This window comes from Mycobacterium sp. IS-1556 (genome assembly GCF_001499985.1).
Lineage (GTDB): Bacteria > Actinomycetota > Actinomycetes > Mycobacteriales > Mycobacteriaceae > Mycobacterium.
This window is the reverse complement of sequence record NZ_LQIM01000034.1, coordinates 322,305-337,210: the sequence shown is the minus strand read 5'-3', so window position 1 is coordinate 337,210 and position 14,906 is coordinate 322,305. Positions and strand designations below refer to the sequence as shown.

Annotated in this window: 14 protein-coding genes; 4 read left to right on the top strand and 10 right to left on the bottom strand. The window is 65.5% G+C overall.

Features of this window, described 5'->3' with window-relative positions; all coding sequences use genetic code 11:
- Positions 1 to 79: 79 nt before the first annotated feature.
- On the bottom strand, positions 80 to 862 hold the full coding sequence (locus tag AU187_RS18160) for a hypothetical protein (protein WP_059167087.1): 783 nt from the start codon (positions 860 to 862) through the stop codon (positions 80 to 82).
- A gap of 370 nt (positions 863 to 1,232) precedes the next feature.
- On the opposite strand from AU187_RS18160, the gene AU187_RS18155 reads away from it, so the two are divergent.
- Complete coding sequence (locus AU187_RS18155; protein WP_059101438.1) at positions 1,233 to 1,523, top strand: WhiB family transcriptional regulator; 291 nt, start codon at positions 1,233 to 1,235, stop codon at positions 1,521 to 1,523.
- 13 nt (positions 1,524 to 1,536) lie between these two features.
- Here AU187_RS18155 and AU187_RS18150 read toward each other — a convergent pair whose 3' ends face one another.
- Positions 1,537 to 2,160 carry a hypothetical protein gene (locus AU187_RS18150; protein ID WP_286132043.1) on the bottom strand — a complete coding sequence of 208 codons (624 nt, stop codon included), beginning with the start codon at positions 2,158 to 2,160 and terminating at the stop codon, positions 1,537 to 1,539.
- A 281-nt stretch (positions 2,161 to 2,441) separates the two neighbouring features.
- Between AU187_RS18150 and AU187_RS18145 the strand changes: the two genes are divergently transcribed.
- Positions 2,442 to 3,254, top strand: a complete 813-nt coding sequence (locus tag AU187_RS18145; protein ID WP_059167086.1) for a hypothetical protein — start codon at positions 2,442 to 2,444, stop codon at positions 3,252 to 3,254.
- On the opposite strand, the gene AU187_RS18140 is transcribed toward AU187_RS18145, so the two are convergent.
- The 6 genes from AU187_RS18140 to AU187_RS25195 form a co-directional block, all read right to left on the bottom strand.
- Positions 3,251 to 4,306, bottom strand: a complete 1,056-nt coding sequence (locus tag AU187_RS18140; protein WP_059167085.1) for a 3-deoxy-7-phosphoheptulonate synthase — start codon at positions 4,304 to 4,306, stop codon at positions 3,251 to 3,253. The two genes, AU187_RS18145 and AU187_RS18140, sit on opposite strands and share 4 nt — an antisense overlap.
- A gap of 276 nt (positions 4,307 to 4,582) precedes the next feature.
- Positions 4,583 to 5,062, bottom strand: coding sequence for an SRPBCC family protein (locus tag AU187_RS18135; RefSeq protein ID WP_059167084.1), 480 nt, complete (start codon positions 5,060 to 5,062; stop codon positions 4,583 to 4,585).
- 128 nt (positions 5,063 to 5,190) lie between these two features.
- Positions 5,191 to 6,333 carry an N-acetylglucosamine-6-phosphate deacetylase gene (nagA, locus tag AU187_RS18130; protein ID WP_059167083.1) on the bottom strand — a complete coding sequence of 381 codons (1,143 nt, stop codon included), beginning with the start codon at positions 6,331 to 6,333 and terminating at the stop codon, positions 5,191 to 5,193.
- Entirely contained in the window at positions 6,330 to 7,739 is a 1,410-nt protein-coding gene (locus AU187_RS18125; RefSeq protein ID WP_082691850.1) for a sugar porter family MFS transporter, read from the bottom strand. The genes nagA and AU187_RS18125 overlap by 4 nt, the downstream gene beginning before the upstream one ends.
- 523 nt (positions 7,740 to 8,262) lie before the next feature.
- Positions 8,263 to 8,943 (bottom strand): class I SAM-dependent methyltransferase, encoded by a 681-nt coding sequence (locus AU187_RS18120; RefSeq protein ID WP_059167082.1) that lies wholly within the window; start codon positions 8,941 to 8,943, stop codon positions 8,263 to 8,265.
- Between the two features lie 94 nt (positions 8,944 to 9,037).
- Positions 9,038 to 9,913, bottom strand: coding sequence for an ester cyclase (locus tag AU187_RS25195; RefSeq protein ID WP_082691849.1), 876 nt, complete (start codon positions 9,911 to 9,913; stop codon positions 9,038 to 9,040).
- Positions 9,914 to 10,295: 382 nt separating this feature from the next.
- Here AU187_RS25195 and sigJ point away from each other — a divergent pair, with 382 nt between their 5' ends.
- Together sigJ and AU187_RS18105 are read left to right on the top strand one after the other, a co-directional pair.
- Positions 10,296 to 11,306, top strand: coding sequence for an RNA polymerase sigma factor SigJ (sigJ, locus tag AU187_RS18110; RefSeq protein ID WP_082691848.1), 1,011 nt, complete (start codon positions 10,296 to 10,298; stop codon positions 11,304 to 11,306).
- A 303-nt stretch (positions 11,307 to 11,609) separates the two neighbouring features.
- Positions 11,610 to 12,449, top strand: coding sequence for an NmrA family NAD(P)-binding protein (locus tag AU187_RS18105; RefSeq protein WP_059167157.1), 840 nt, complete (start codon positions 11,610 to 11,612; stop codon positions 12,447 to 12,449).
- 328 nt (positions 12,450 to 12,777) lie between these two features.
- Here the strand turns inward: AU187_RS18105 and groL are convergent, their stop codons facing one another.
- The gene (gene groL / locus AU187_RS18100; RefSeq protein ID WP_059167081.1) at positions 12,778 to 14,400 is read right to left on the bottom strand and encodes a chaperonin GroEL; all 1,623 of its coding nucleotides are present in this window, start codon (positions 14,398 to 14,400) and stop codon (positions 12,778 to 12,780) included.
- A gap of 104 nt (positions 14,401 to 14,504) precedes the next feature.
- Positions 14,505 to 14,807 (bottom strand): co-chaperone GroES, encoded by a 303-nt coding sequence (gene groES / locus AU187_RS18095; RefSeq protein ID WP_046754122.1) that lies wholly within the window; start codon positions 14,805 to 14,807, stop codon positions 14,505 to 14,507.
- Between the last annotated feature and the right edge of the window lie 99 nt (positions 14,808 to 14,906).

The following is a 14,906-nucleotide window of genomic DNA, read 5'->3' as shown; positions in this document are numbered from 1 at the left end:
TCTCTCCAACGTTACGAACGGGACCGAACCCGGAAGGGTGGTCAGCTAAACAATAACTTTGACGTACGCGCGGATCCGGTTACCGCACCGACCACTCGCCGCCCCGCCGACGCACTGTATCGGCACAGCCATCGCGAAGCACCACGATGTCTTGCGTCGAATGCACGGCGCTGCCGATGTCGGTCAGCAAGCAGGCCAACGCCCATTGCAGCGGAACCATTCCGAAGCGCTGCGCATCCTCGAGCGCCGCGTCGGCCACGGCGCGGGCGGCGTCCAGGTCGCCGGCGCTGCACCGCGCTGCCGAGAGCACGACGGACGACTTCACCCTGTGACGCGCCGAACCCAGGGCGGCGGCGTGGTCGACGGCGCGTTCGGCATGGTGGACCGCCGTTACGCCTTCGCCGCGCGCCATCGCGAGTTCGGCGGTCACCCAGTCCAGTCGCACCCGCAACCGCGGCGGCGCCGAGGACGCCGCAAGCGCGGCGGCGCGGTCCAGCGCGCGTGCCGATGCCTCGAAGCGGCCCACCCCCAGGGCGTCGGCGGCAAGACCGATGAACGCGTCCGCTTTCCCCTCCGTGTCCGATCCGGCGAGCGCCAGCGCCCGCCCGTCCCATCGCCGAGCCCTGGTATGCCAGCCCAGCTGGCGCAGAAACGACGCCTGAGTGCTGTGTGCCAACGCGTTCTCCGGCCCCCCGCGCCGGTACAGCTGGGCCAAGTCGGCACGCGCACTCGCGTAGCGGCCCTGACCGCCCGCGGCGACGGCGCGCAGCCACAATCCCCGTGGCGTGGCGGCGGCGGGCAGCGGCCACAGCCCAGGGTCGTCGCCGAAGGCGGCGTTCGCCAGAACGGTGTCTGCGGGCATCGAGTGGCGACGGTATCAATCGACCCGAGGCTTCGGTTAACAGTTGATGGCAGCAATGTTACTTCCGTGTAAGCGGAAAGAAGTAGCTGGCGCCGCGTCGATTGACGCGAACTGGAGCAATACGTCGAACATTCAACCGCGAGGCATTTAATTGGCACCGTTCGCGTTCCAAAGCATCGCAATGATGAACGTGATGTAAATTCTTGGCCTGCGGTTATGTCAATGGCCACACGTTCGGCCTATTGACGGAATTTCGTGACCCTCCATACTTTATGTGCACGAGTGGTCATCGGCGACATGAGCTCGAATCGGATTTGAAACTCACGCACCCGTTCGTTTTGTGAATGGGTGTGCAGAGAGGGGTTTTCCAATGCCACAGCCGCAAGAGTTGCCCGGGCCCAATGCCGACCTCTGGGACTGGCAGATGGCCGGGCTTTGCCGAGGCGTCGATTCCTCCGTGTTCTTTCACCCCGATGGCGAGCGTGGTCGCGCTCGCGCCCAACGCGAGGTACGCGCCAAGGAGATGTGCCGGCGATGCCCGGTCATCGCTCAGTGCCGCGCGCACGCCCTCGCCGTCGGTGAGCCGTACGGCATCTGGGGCGGGCTGTCCGAATCCGAGCGCGAGCTGTTGCTGAAGCGAGGCATCCGCCGCGCGTCATGAGGCGTCGGGCACATCAGACATCGTCGAGGTGTAGGCGGCCCGGCGGACCGCTGATGACCATCACCTCGTCGTAGAAATACTCCGTCGGTCCGTCGGGCCGGTCGATGAGCAGGCGCCACGGCGAATCGTCGTCGCCTTGGTCGCGGATCAACCAGGCTCCTGCCGCTTCGGGCCCGAAGATCTCCGCTGCGGGAACGGCCCACCGATGACCGAGCGCCTGACACGCCTGCGAATTCAGATGTCGGTCCGTCGTCACCCGTGCCAACCACGTCCGGACGGCGAACTGCAACCGGCTCGCCGCGAAGTCGGGCAGGGTTTCGTCGATCAGCAATGAGATCGGAGTGGGCGAGCCCTCGCCGTCGTTCCAGGCGAAGACGGTCCGGTAGGCATGGCCGCCGACCCCATGGTCGAGGGCGCGGGCATGAATGCGACGCACTCTGTGCGCTCGCCGGGCCCGCGTCCACCACATCCAGTAGCAGCCGACGGCCACCAGTAGCGCCGCGATCACCGTGAGCCCGACGCCGAGCACACCGTCGAAGTCCTTCAGCCAGGCCAGGAATACCAGGAATACCCCCATCGCGACGGTTCCGGTCGGTGACGGCGTGGCGTGCGGCAACAGCACACGGCTGGTGAACACCTCCGGCTCACGCCAATTCGGGGCGTTTGGACGTGGCAACGATCGCAGCCCATGGCGTCTTGTGGCGTCGGCCCAGGCTTCGTGTGGCGCTCCCGGCCAATCGCGTTGCCGACTCTTCCTGACCACATTCACAGCATCCAGTTCGCCACTGAAGCGAACTATGTTGTAGCTCTGTGCTTTTCGTGAGAATCCGACGACCCCGGCTTTCCGAGGACCCGCTTGACGAATCCCCATGGCAATACTGGAGGCTCGCCGTCGGTCCGGGGCCGAAAGGAGCGCCAATGGTCAGCGACGCCAAGAGTGCTCTCCCGTGTTGGGAAGACACCATGCCGCACTTCTCCACTCGCGAGAAGGGTGATCGCATCACGGCGATGCCTCTCGATGCGCCCGGGATGCTGACCTTCTTCGCCGTGGCGACGTTCATCCTCTGGGTGCCCGCAGGAGTCGGCGGGGCGCTCTACTGCCACACCCTCAGCCAAGGAGGCAAGGAACCGTGGCTGCTCGGGGTCTGCTCCATCTTCTACTCGTTCCTGCCGGCGACTGTCACCAACACCACCACCGACGAAGCACGCAACTTCTTCGGACAGCGCACGACGGCCAAACGCATCTCCGCCATTCCGTCGTTCACGGGAGCGGGCGTGGGCATTCTTGGCACGGCGATATGGGTGTGCTGTTCGAGCGGAGCGTGGTTGGCGTTGGCAAGCGCGGGATGTGGTGTCGCAGCGGCCGTGGCCACGTTGGCCGCGTGGAGAGGTATTCGGTACACCCGTGACCGCCAGGCCGGGATGGCCTGGCTGCGCCACCACGGCCAGCGCACCCACGGCGTTCTGCGCGAGATCAGATTCCTGGAGAAGTGGAGCGACACCCACCCCTTGTTCACCGTGGTCGTGGAGTTCAGCACCGAGTACGGCCCTCGGCGGGTCGAGGCGAACATGGTCACCGCAAAGCGCCGGGTGCCACGAAAGGGAACCGCCGTGGTAGTCACCCGTTCCCCCAACGATTCCCGGGCCGATGTGCACATCGAACTCGACTATGCCCAGCGACCCGAGTTCGACCCAGCTGCCTGGAAGTACGGGCAGCCTTCCGGCAACTAGCCGCGGTGGGCCAGCTCGCGCAGCACCGAATCGGTTGTCGCCCAGTCCATGCACTTGTCGGTGACCGACTGCCCGTAGGTCAGCGGCCGGGCGTCCGAGGACTGCGCTCCGGCGACCAGGAAGCTCTCGAGCATCACCCCGCTGACAGGAAGTCCGTCGCGCATGAGCTGTGCCACCTCGCGGGCCACCGCGGCTTGGCGGATGTGGTCCTTGCCGGAATTGGCGTGGCTGCAGTCGATCACGACCCGACCGGGCAGCCCCGCCGCGGTCAGTTTCGCAGCCGTGGCGCGCACCGTCTCGGCGTCGTAGTTCGGCCCGCCGGTGCCGCCGCGCAGAATCACGTGGCAATCCTCGTTGCCGGCGGTGTTGACCAGGGCGCCGCGCCCCAAGTCGTCCATCCCGAAGAAGACATGTTGAGCGGCAGCGGCTTTCACGCCATCGACCGCGACCTGAATGTTGCCGTCAGTCCCGTTCTTGAACCCGACGGGCATCGACAACCCGGAGGCCAGCTGCCGGTGCACCTGAGACTCGGTGGTGCGCGCACCGATCGCGCCCCACGCGACGGCGTCGGCGATGTACTGCGGGCTGGTCGGTTCGAGGAACTCGCATCCGACGGGCAGGCCGATATCGATGATGTCGAGGAGCAGGTGACGCGCGATGCGCAGCCCGCGGGCCACATCGAAGGTGCCGTCCATGCCGGGGTCGTTGATCAGACCCTTCCAGCCGATCGTCGTGCGCGGCTTCTCGAAGTACACCCGCATCACGATCTTGAGCCGGTCATCGAGTTCGTCGGCGACTTTGACGAGCCGGCTGGCATAGTCCAGCGCCGCGGCAGGATCGTGCACCGAGCACGGTCCCACCACAACCAGCAGCCGACCGTCACGCCCGGCGAGAATGTCGGCGATCTCGTCGCGGTCGCGGGCCACCCGCTCGGCGCGCCGAGCACCCAGCGGGAACTCGGTGAGCACGTCATGCGGGCTGGGAATCTCGCGGAAACCGCGGACGCGCCGGTCCGACGTGGCGGGAGGGGTGGCGGTCTGCGCCAGGTTCATGTTCGGGTGCCTTTCTTGGTGCGGGCACCTGCGTGAATGTCCGGTGCCCTTGAACGACGAAAGGCAGCGACCTGGTGGTCACTGCCTGGGCTCCGGGTGGATGTGCGCTTAGCGCTGCGCCTTATCGGCTCCGCCCGGAGCCTCGATAAAGCGCCAATAGCTGGCACGCACACCGATGTTCACGCGGGCCAGGCTACACGGCGGTCGTCGTCCGGCCAAATGCGATCTATTTTCCCTCCACTCTGCTGCCCATTTCCCCGGTCACCCCCGCTTGGACTAAGCCCGATCCTGTGCCAGACCGGCGAGGTGCTTGAGCGAGTTGTCCAGGTGCTGCCGGTCGAACGGCGGGAAGCTGATGTGGTCGCGAATGGCGGGCGGCACCGCTGACCAGTCGTAGGTCAGCGTGACTTTCGTCCGGTCGGCACCGAGCGGCTCGAGATCGTAGCGCCAGATCCAGCCGCCGAAGTCGAGGTTGGCGTCGTCAGCGCCTTGGCCCGGCAACCACGCAATTGCGTGCGGCGGCTCGAAAACCTCGACCCGGTTGGCCATCTCGTAGTGCATGCCGCCGTAGTTGTTGTGGTACATCGCCATCCGGAAGATCTGCCCGGCAGCCGTCAGCCGCTTGTCGTCGAGCGGCTCCCGCACCCAGCCGGTGCCGTCGATCGTCTGATGGGTGGTCGGGTCGGCCAGCACCGCGAACACGGTTTCGGCCGGCGCGTTGATGGTGCACACGGTGCTCATGGTGTCGTCAGTCATACCCGTACCGACCGAGGGCAGCTCAGAAACTCATCGAGACTGCGCGTAGATCGTCATTTCGCCGAAAATCGCGATCTCACGGCAGGCTCGGCGTGCTGCCCGAAGCCTGGTGCTCGAACCGGCTGCCGCTAGCAGTGAGGCAGCCAGGCACCGTCGAGCATCACCTGGTGCACGTGTAAATCTTCGTCCAGCACAACGCAATTGCCGTCCATGCCAACGCGTAAGCTGCCGACGCGGTCGAGCCTCAACGCGTGAGCCGGGGTGGTCGCCGTCATCCGTGCCGCCTTGGCCAGCGCCTCATCCGAGCCGCCGAGCTGGCCGACCGCGGTCCGGAAAAGCTGATCCATGGTCGCCGTGCTGCCGGCGATGGTCGACGTCCCCCGCACCCGCGCTATCCGCTCGGCGACCTCCACCTCGAGTGCGCCGATCCGAAATGGTCCGTCGGGCAAGCCGGCTGCCGCCATCGCGTCGGTGATCAGCGCGACGCGATCGGGACCGACCGTCTCGATGACCTGCCGCACGAGCGCGCGGTGGACGTGCACGCCGTCGGCAATGAGCTCCACGGTCACCCGCGGTTCTTCCAGCAGCGCCAGCGCCGGACCGGGGTCGCGGTGGTGCAGCGGTCGCATCCCGTTGAACACATGGGTGCCGACCGTCGCACCCAGTTCGATCGCACGCTTCGCGTCGTCGTAGCTGGTATCTGTATGGCCGATGGCGACGATGACATCCGCGTCCGCAAGTCGGGTGATGGCGTCCTGACTGCCCGGCAGTTCGGGTGCCAGCGTGACCATCCGGATGGTGCCGTCGGCGGCGGCGAGCAGGGCGTCGATCTCGGCAGGGTCGGGGTTACGCAACAGCGTTGAGTCGTGTGCACCGCAGCGCGCCGCGCTCAGCCAGGGGCCCTCCAGGTGCACCCCGGCCACGGTCTGCTGTCGAGTCATCTCGGCGAGCGCCTGGACTTGGCGCAGAAGATCGTCGGGAGATGCGGTGACCAGGCTGGCCACCGTCGTGGTGGTGCCGTGGCGGCGGTGGAACTCGGCTGCCTGTTCAATCTCTGAGCTGATGCCGTCGGTGTACGACGCGCCGCCGCCGCCGTGCACGTGCATGTCGACAAACCCAGGCACCACTACGTGATTCGCGAAGTCGCGGTCGGGCGGTCGCGGCGCCGGGCCGTGGCCGCATTCGCTGATTCGCCCGGCAGAGATAGCCAACCAACCCGGCTTGCAGACCTGGTCATCCAGGACCATGGTCCCCGCGGCGATGAGCGTCACGGAGCGTCCGTCACCTTATCCAGCCCGCGGGATTCATCAGGCCAGCGCCCGCCGTTCTCCCAGAAGTGCCGGATCTCTTCCAGCTGGCGGCCTTTCGTCTCCGGCGCGAAGCGATAGACGAATACGAGCGCGGCGAGCGCGAAGGCGCCGAACACCGCGAATGTTCCCCCGCCGCCGAGCGAATTGAGCATGGTCAGGAAGAAGGCGGCGATGATGGCATTGGCCACCAGATCGGAGGTGAGCATTGCACTCGAACCCATCGAGCGGAGTCGCGTCGGGAAGCTCTCACCGGCGTAGACCCATACCAGCGCGCCGAAGCCAAAGGTGAACCCGATGGTGAACAGCAGCACGCCGAGAAACCCGATCGTCGTGAGCGCCCCGCCGAACTCCGTCCCGACCACGAAGACGCCGATCAGCATGGCATTGGCGACGATCATCATCGCAATGCCGCCCAAAAGGATCGGCCGTCGACCGACTCGATCGACCATCATCAGTGAGACGAACACCGCCGCCAAAGCCGCCACTTGTATCAGCGCCGGAAGTATCAGCAGCGCGAAGTCGCCTTTGAAGCCCATGGCTTCGAACAGTCGTGGGCTGTAGTAGACGATCGCGTTGATGCCGGTGATCTGGATGAAGAAGCCGAGCACCACCACGAAGACCGTGGCGCGAAGGTAGGGCCGCCGCAGCATTTCGCGCACCGCGCCGCCGGTTTCTTCCCTGAGCGCGCGGCTGATTTCGGCGAGTTCGGCCTCGACGTCGGCGGTCGGCTCGACCCGGCGCAGCGTTTGGCGGGCCTCCTCGACCCGGCCCTTGATCATGTACCACCGCGCCGTGTCCGGCATCCACAGCAGCACCAACGTCACCAGCACTGCCGGGATCGCGGCCAGGCCGAGCATCCAGCGCCAACTGCCCGAGCCGGCCAGGAAGTACGCGGCCAGGTAGCCGATGATGATGCCGACCACCGTGGCCACCTGATAGGCGACCAACAACGAGCCGCGGACCTTCGCCGGCGCTGATTCGGCGACGAAGACCGGCACGACCACCACCGACACACCGATGGTGAGGCCCAGCAGAAAGCGCGACACCAACAACATGGGCACCGACACCGACAACGCGCTCAGAAGTGCGAAGGCCGCGTAGGTGACGGCGACGAGCACCATCGACTTCTTGCGTCCGATGGCGTTGGCGAGCATCCCGCCGCCGATCGCCCCGGCGATCTGGCCGATGACGATCGCTGTGGTCACCAACTCCTGCTGGCGGGTGGTCAGCCCGAATTCATCGGTGATGAAAAGAAGCGCGCCGGCGATGTTGGAGAGGTCGTAGCCGTAGATGACGCCGACACTGGCCGCCGCCACGGCCACCAGCGTTCCCAGGCGGGGGGCTCGCCGGATAGCGGTGTTGCCCACGTTGATCCTCTCGCCGGGGTTTGGATTGGTATATACCAATTCTGTCGTCAGGAGCTCATCGGCGCGCTGGTTCCCGACTGGGCGGAGAGTCGAGTGGACTCGATCGGTGTAGCGACGCGATCGCTTCCGCTTCGTCGCCAGGTCGTATTGGTCTCGAACCGCGCATGTCGCAGAGGCGCCCGACTTGATCCGCTCGACGATTGCCAAGGCTGCGAAGCAGCCAGCATGGACCATGCCGCTGAATGGCGGCCGCGCTCTCCGCGCCGCACTAACCGGCGGAAAGGGACAGTCAACGACCGACGCCCGTGACTCGACTGCGGAACAAAGGCGTGTAGATCTGGTCAGCGCCGTGCCGAACTGGAGACTGCCTCTCGGATCCACCCGCTAACCTCGCTGGTAGCGGACCGATTGCGTTGATGACGCTACAGAAGCGGAGCGCGCGTAAACGTATCTACCGATGATCAAACTCCGTGAGTGGACAGCTGCCCTGCGCCGGTTCCTGGCGGGCTTGGACAGCCGATACTCAGCCCAGGTGCGCGGTGAGCAGGAGGGCCGGCAGAGACTTTCGACCGTTGGGCTCATCCCTGAGGTCACGCATCGGGAACAGGTTCTCGATGCCCTCGGGAAACACCGCGTGGATGCGCGCAGGCTTGATGTCGTCGATCACCCAGTATCTCGCCACGATTTCCCGCAGCTCATCTTCGGTGACGGCGTAGGCGGGAATGCCGTCGGGCAGGCCCGCCTTGTCGAACACCAGGACGAAGTACGACGCTGCTGGCGCGGCGGCGCGCACGAGGGATTGGTGGTAACCGGCGCGAGCCTCGACTGGAATCGCGTCGAACACCGAGCTGTCGACGATGGTGCCGAACCGGCCGTCGTGGCCGGTGAACGCGCTGATGTCGGCGACCTCGAAGCTGGCGTTGGTCAGGCCACGCCTTTCGGCTTCTGCCGTGGCTAGTTTGATGGCGGTGGGCGATACGTCCAATCCGACGGTGGTGAACCCCCGCTGCGCCAGATGCAGCGAGATGGCGGCCTCACCGCAGCCCACGTCAAGTACGTCGCCGTGGAATCTGCCCTGCTCGACTAACGCGGCGAGCTCCGGCTGCGGTTCGCCGATGCTCCACGGCGGTTTCCCTCCCGCACTTATCTCGGGCGTCTCGCCCCGGTAGGCCGATTCGAACATTTCGTCTGTCGGTTCAAACATGACAGCGTGTCTCCTTCGTATCGGGGTTCGGGCACAAGGTTTTGGGGTTCGGGCACAATCCTGCGAGCAGTTGGTGTTCGGGGCCGGGGTTCGGTTAGGCGGGTATCGCGCCGAGTTGCCGCAGCTGGGAGTAGACGTCGACGACGCCCCAGATTTCAGCGATTTTGCCGTCGGTGAATCGGGCGATGAAGATCTCGTTGTAGGTGATGGTTTTCCCGGTGGGGGGCAGACCGCGGTAGTCGCCTTGATGGGTCCCGGTGACCGTGTTTCGGAGCACGACTTTGTCGTGGTGGGCGATGGCGTCGTTGGTGGTGACGTGGATATCGGGGAATGCCTGCAGGAGGACTGTCCACACCTGCTTTATCGCTTGCGGTCCCGATTCGTTGGTGGGTACGGGCGCGTGAAAGATCGCGTCCGGCCGAAAGGTCTCATCGATCAACATGGAAATCCGTTGTAAGTCACCGCTGTTGGTCGCATCATGGAACCGCTCGAAGGTGGCGATGTTGGTGCTTTCTTCGGGTGTGACCATGGTGCTCTCCTTGGGGTCTAGGTGGAGGGTGGATTGCTGTTCGTGGACTGGGATGGCCTCGTGGTCGCTGGGCATGAATGCACCCGAAGTGAACACGGCCAGTGCGGCTGTCAGGATGGCGAGGATCGCGGGCGCTGCAGTATGGGTGAGTTCGTGGCGGCGGAAATGCACGATCACCGCACCGACCATCAAAACCGTAAGCCCAATGGCTGCCGCCAAACTCACGGCGGGCCAAAGGCGAAAAATTGGCGGGGCGATGAGTCCGATGGCCCCTACACACTCTGCGGCACCTATCCATCGGATTTGAGATCGTGTGAAGTCCTCGGCCCATCGGTAGCCACGGTCGAGGAGTTTCTCGCGAGATTGAATGACCTTCATCGCGCCGGAAGCAAAGAAAGCCACTGCCAGTACGGCGGTGACGATCCAGGCCACTATCGACATCTCTAACCCACCTTCTGATGGGGCGCAGCATTCGCCGTCGAATGCACCGCAACACACCTTCGGGCGGTGGGTTGCATGGGTCGAACTCGGGCTCGCTGGGGATCAGTGGTTCGGGACAGGACCAGCCCGCGGCCACGTGGTCGATGGTCGCCGCTGGCGGCGAAAATGCCGCGGACTTCGGCCACCACTGTCGCGGTGGCGTCGGGGTCAAGTGGAGGTTTCATCGGTGAGCGCTTTCGTCGGGGTGCCTCTACCTACTTCGACGACACAGCGACCCGATCTGTCAGGTCGAACGATGAACCTGACATATCGCGGTCGCATTTCGTCGAAGTAGACGAGACCCTGATGAGACGACGTCTGCGCGAGGGAGACTGGCCACACGATGAGCACCGATGACATGTCGACACCGGACAGCCAGGATGCCGGCTTGCCCGCGGTGATCCGGGAACGGCGCCATCTGATCAACCTGGCCTACCGGCTGCTGGGGTCGGTTACGGATGCCGAGGACGCGGTGCAAGAGGCCTACGTCCGCTGGTACGCCATGGCGACCCGAGAGCGCGACGGCATCAAATCTCCTGGCGGCTGGCTGACCACAGTAACCAGTCGAATCTGCCTCGATCTACTCGGCTCGGCCCGGGCGCGCCGAGAACGCTATGTCGGCCAATGGGTTCCCGAGCCGCTGCCCGCAACAGCCGACTGGATCGGTGCTAACGAAACACCTGGCCCGACCGTCGGCGACCCCGCTGACCGCATCACCCTCGATGAGTCGGTAACCATGGCCTTCCTTGTCACTCTGGAATCCATGACTCCCGCCGAGCGTGTCGCGCTGATTCTGCATGACGTGTTCGGTTTCTCGTTTCCCGAAGTCGGTGACATCGTCGGCCGCACAGCGGGCGCATGCCGCCAGCTGGCTTCCTCGGCGCGCCAGCGCGCTCGCACGCACACGACCGCCCCGACTCCGCAGTCCCGGCAGGCCGACACAGTCGGGGCGTTCAAGAAAGCCTGGGAATCCCAGAACATCGACGCTCTCCTCAGCCTTCTCGATCCCAACGCAACCGCGATCGCCGACGGCGGGGGTGTCGCCCGCGCGGCCCTCAGCCCGATCGAGGGAGCCGAACGCATCGCACACCACTACATGGCGCTCGCTGCCGCCATGCCCGCCGACGTGACCGTTGTCGAATGCACGGTCAACGGCCAACCCGGCCTGGCAATGCACTACGGCGATGCCACCGTAACGGTGTTCGCATTCGACATCGCGAACGACCGCGTCAAACGGATCTGGGCCGTTCGCAATCCCGACAAGCTCACGCACTGGCAGCCCACGACCGTGGGCCACGACATGCGACAAGAACAAACCGACAACTCCATCGAGAAGGAAGGCGATGAGGGTTGACTTCGCCAACAAGACCGTCGCCGGCTTCAATTACGAGTTCCTCCGCGGATTGTCGCGCCGTTGCCCCTGCATGGAGGACCCCAAAACCTCAGCAAGACAGCACAAGTCACCCGACGGCGCGTCTGGGACATTGCCGTGGCCATTCTCGAACAGGGGCGACTCGACCACACCATTCGCAACGACGTCACCGACGTCATCGGATTCGGCGCACTACTGGCCCACACTCGCGGTGCTGCACCGACAAAAGCAGATCTATCTCGCGGGCCTTGCACCGCGTGGCTCGACATTGAAGGAGTTGCCGAAATGACCACCGAGACTGTCCTTGCCGTCGGTGCCGCCGGACACGCCGCCGGAAACGTGGTGACGTCCTTGGCGGCGCGAGGGCTACGAGTGCGCGGATTCATCCATGACCCAGAGAAGACTCAACAAGTCAAGCAGCGGGGAGCCAGCGAAGTCAGCGTCGGCGACCTGAGCAACCCCACAGACGTGCGGGCCGCACTGGACGGTGTGGCGTTGGCGTTCTACATCGCGCCTGCCTTCATCGACGACGAAGCGGACATCGGCGTTTCCTTCGTCAAGCAAGCACGCGCCGCGGGCGTGCGCCGCTTCGCGTTCTCCTCGGTGATCCATCCGTCGCTCGACCTGATGAATCACGCCGCCAAGGCACCCGTTGAACGTGCGCTGTACGACTCGGGCATGCAATACGCCGTCTTCCAACCGGCACTGTTCTTCCAGAACTATGCGGCCTCTTGGAAGCGCATCCTCGACACCGGCGTACTGGCAGAGCCGTGGGCGAACGAAACCCGTTTCTCCCGTGTGGATTACCGCGACGTCGCTGATGCCGTCGCGCTCGCGCTCACCGAGGACCGACTGGTAGGCGGAACCTACGAGTTGGCATCCGATGGTCAACTCGATCGCTACGACGTCGCCGACGTGATAAGCCGCGTCGTGGGCCGCCCCATACGACCTCAACGCCTCGATCCCAACGACCTCGGCGACGTCAAGCCTGCGATGAAGATCATGTTCAGCCACTACGACCATGCGGGGCTTGTGAGCACCGACGTCACGCTGACCGCCGTCCTCGGCCGGCCGCCACGCACTCTCGAGGATTACTTCCGCGAGCTGTCAGCGCAGGGCACGTGAGCTCACCATGAACCCCGAACGAACGTTCACCGAACCCACTCACCGTCCGATTGCTCTGGGAGCCATCGTGACTCACGACCGACGCATCGCCGCCGATGCCGACCCGCTGCCTGTGGTCGATGCTCTGCAAGCCGAACTGCCGGGCTCGGTCCTCAGTTCCGGCGACGATGGACTGACGGCACCATGGCGCCGCCGCCGAACCCACTGCATATCTGTAACGTCTCACACCGGACGCTGGGTACGAGCATCAGATCGGGCCCCGCATCGACCAGTTCCCCAGACGCAGAACACCCCGGCCGAGTGACCGGGGGCGTTCTGTAGAGCTCACTCAGTGATGGTGGTGATGACCGTGGCCGTGGCCGTCGTCCTCCGGTTCCTCCGGCTTGTCGACCACCGCGGTTTCCGTCGTCAGCACCATGCGGGCCACCGACGCCGCGTTCAGCACCGCCGATCGAGTGACCTTGACCGGGTCGACGACACCGTCGGCCGCGAGATCGCCGAAGGCCAGCGTGGCGGCGTTGAAGCCCTGCCCGGCGGGAAGTTCGGCGACCTTGTTCACCACGACCGCACCGTCGAACCCGGCATTGGTGGCGATCCAGTACAGCGGTGCCGCGAGCGCGGCGTCGAACACGTCGACGCCGAGGCGCTCGTCACCGGTCACGCTGTCGCGCAGCTTGTTCAGCGCCTCGCGCGCCTTGACCAGCGCCGCACCGCCGCCGGCGATGATGCCCTCCTCGACGGCCGCCTTGGCCGCCGCGACGGCGTCCTCGACGGCCTCCTTGCGCTTCTTCAGATCGGTTTCGGTGGCCGCGCCGACCTGGATGACGGCGACGCCGCCCGCCAGTTTGGCCAACCGCTCCTCGAGCTTCTCGCGGTCCCAGTCGGAGTCGCTGGCTTCGATTTCGGCCCGCAGCTGCGCTTTACGCGCCTCGATGGCCTCCTTGGTGCCGCCACCGTCGACGATCGTGGTGCTGTCCTTGTCCACCACCACCCGCCGCGCCGTGCCCAGCACGTCGAGGCCGACCTCGCGCAGCACCAGCCCGACGTCCGGGTTGACGACCTGACCGCCGGTGACGATGGCGAGGTCGTCGAGGAACGCCTTGCGGCGGTCGCCGAAGAACGGCGCCTTGACCGCGACGGCCTTCAGCGTCTTGCGGATCGCGTTGACCACCAGTGTCGAAAGCGCCTCGCCTTCAACGTCTTCGGCGACGATCAGGAGCGGCTTGCCCGCCTCGGCGACCTTCTCCAGCAGCGGCAGCAGGTCCGGCAGCGAGCTGATCTTCTCGCGGTGCAGCAGCACCAGCACGTCCTCGAGCACCGCCTCCTGGGCGTCGAAGTCGGTGACGAAGTACGCCGACAGGTAACCCTTGTCGAAGCCGATGCCGTCGGTGATCTGCAATTCGGTGTTCAGCGTCGACGATTCCTCGACCGAGACGACGCCGTCGGCGCCGACCTTCGTCATCGCCTCGCCGACCAGTTCGCCCACCTGCTGGTCACGCGAGGAGACGGTGGCGACCTGCGCGATGCCGCTCTTGTCCGACACCGGCGTCGCCGAGGCCAACAGCGCCTCGGACACCGCGTCGGCGGCCTTGGAGATGCCTGCACCCAGCGCGATCGGGTTTGCGCCCGCCGCGACGTTGCGCAGACCGCCCTTGACCAGGGACTGCGCCAGCACCGTCGCGGTGGTGGTGCCGTCGCCTGCAACGTCGTTGGTCTTGGTGGCGACCGACTTGACCAGCTGGGCGCCGAGGTTCTCGAACGGGTCTTCCAGCTCGATCTCACGGGCGATGGTCACGCCGTCGTTGGTGACGGTCGGCCCGCCCCAGGCCTTGGCCAGCACGACGTTCCTGCCGCGCGGACCCAGAGTCACCCGCACCGCGTCGGCCAGCTTGTCTACGCCGGCCTCCATTGCGCGGCGCGCAGTCTCGTTGAACTCAATCTGCTTGCTCATCGCTGCCTTTCCTTACGCCTCAACGGGCTGCAATTCCCCATGGACGCATGCCGCCCCGGAAATCACCCGTGTAGACGGGGATTCCCGGGGCGGAACACGGGTGCTTACTTGTTGACGACGGCCAGCACGTCGCGAGCCGACAGGATCAGGTACTCCTCGCCGTTGTACTTGATCTCGGTGCCGCCGTACTTGCTGTAGATGACGGTGTCGCCCTCGGAGACGTCCAGCGGGATGCGCTTCTCGCCGTCCTCATCCCAGCGGCCGGGGCCGACTGCGACGACGGTGCCTTCCTGCGGCTTTTCCTTGGCGGTGTCGGGAATGACCAGACCGGAAGCGGTCGTGGTCTCGGCCTCGTTGGCCTGAACGAGGATCTTGTCCTCGAGTGGCTTGATGTTAACGCTCGCCACGATGGAGCCCTCCACTAGTTCGGGTATCGATCCGGGGTCCCGGATCTCTCAGTTACCAGGTGTTCGGCATGCGTCCGTGCCCACGCACCGTCGTCGCGG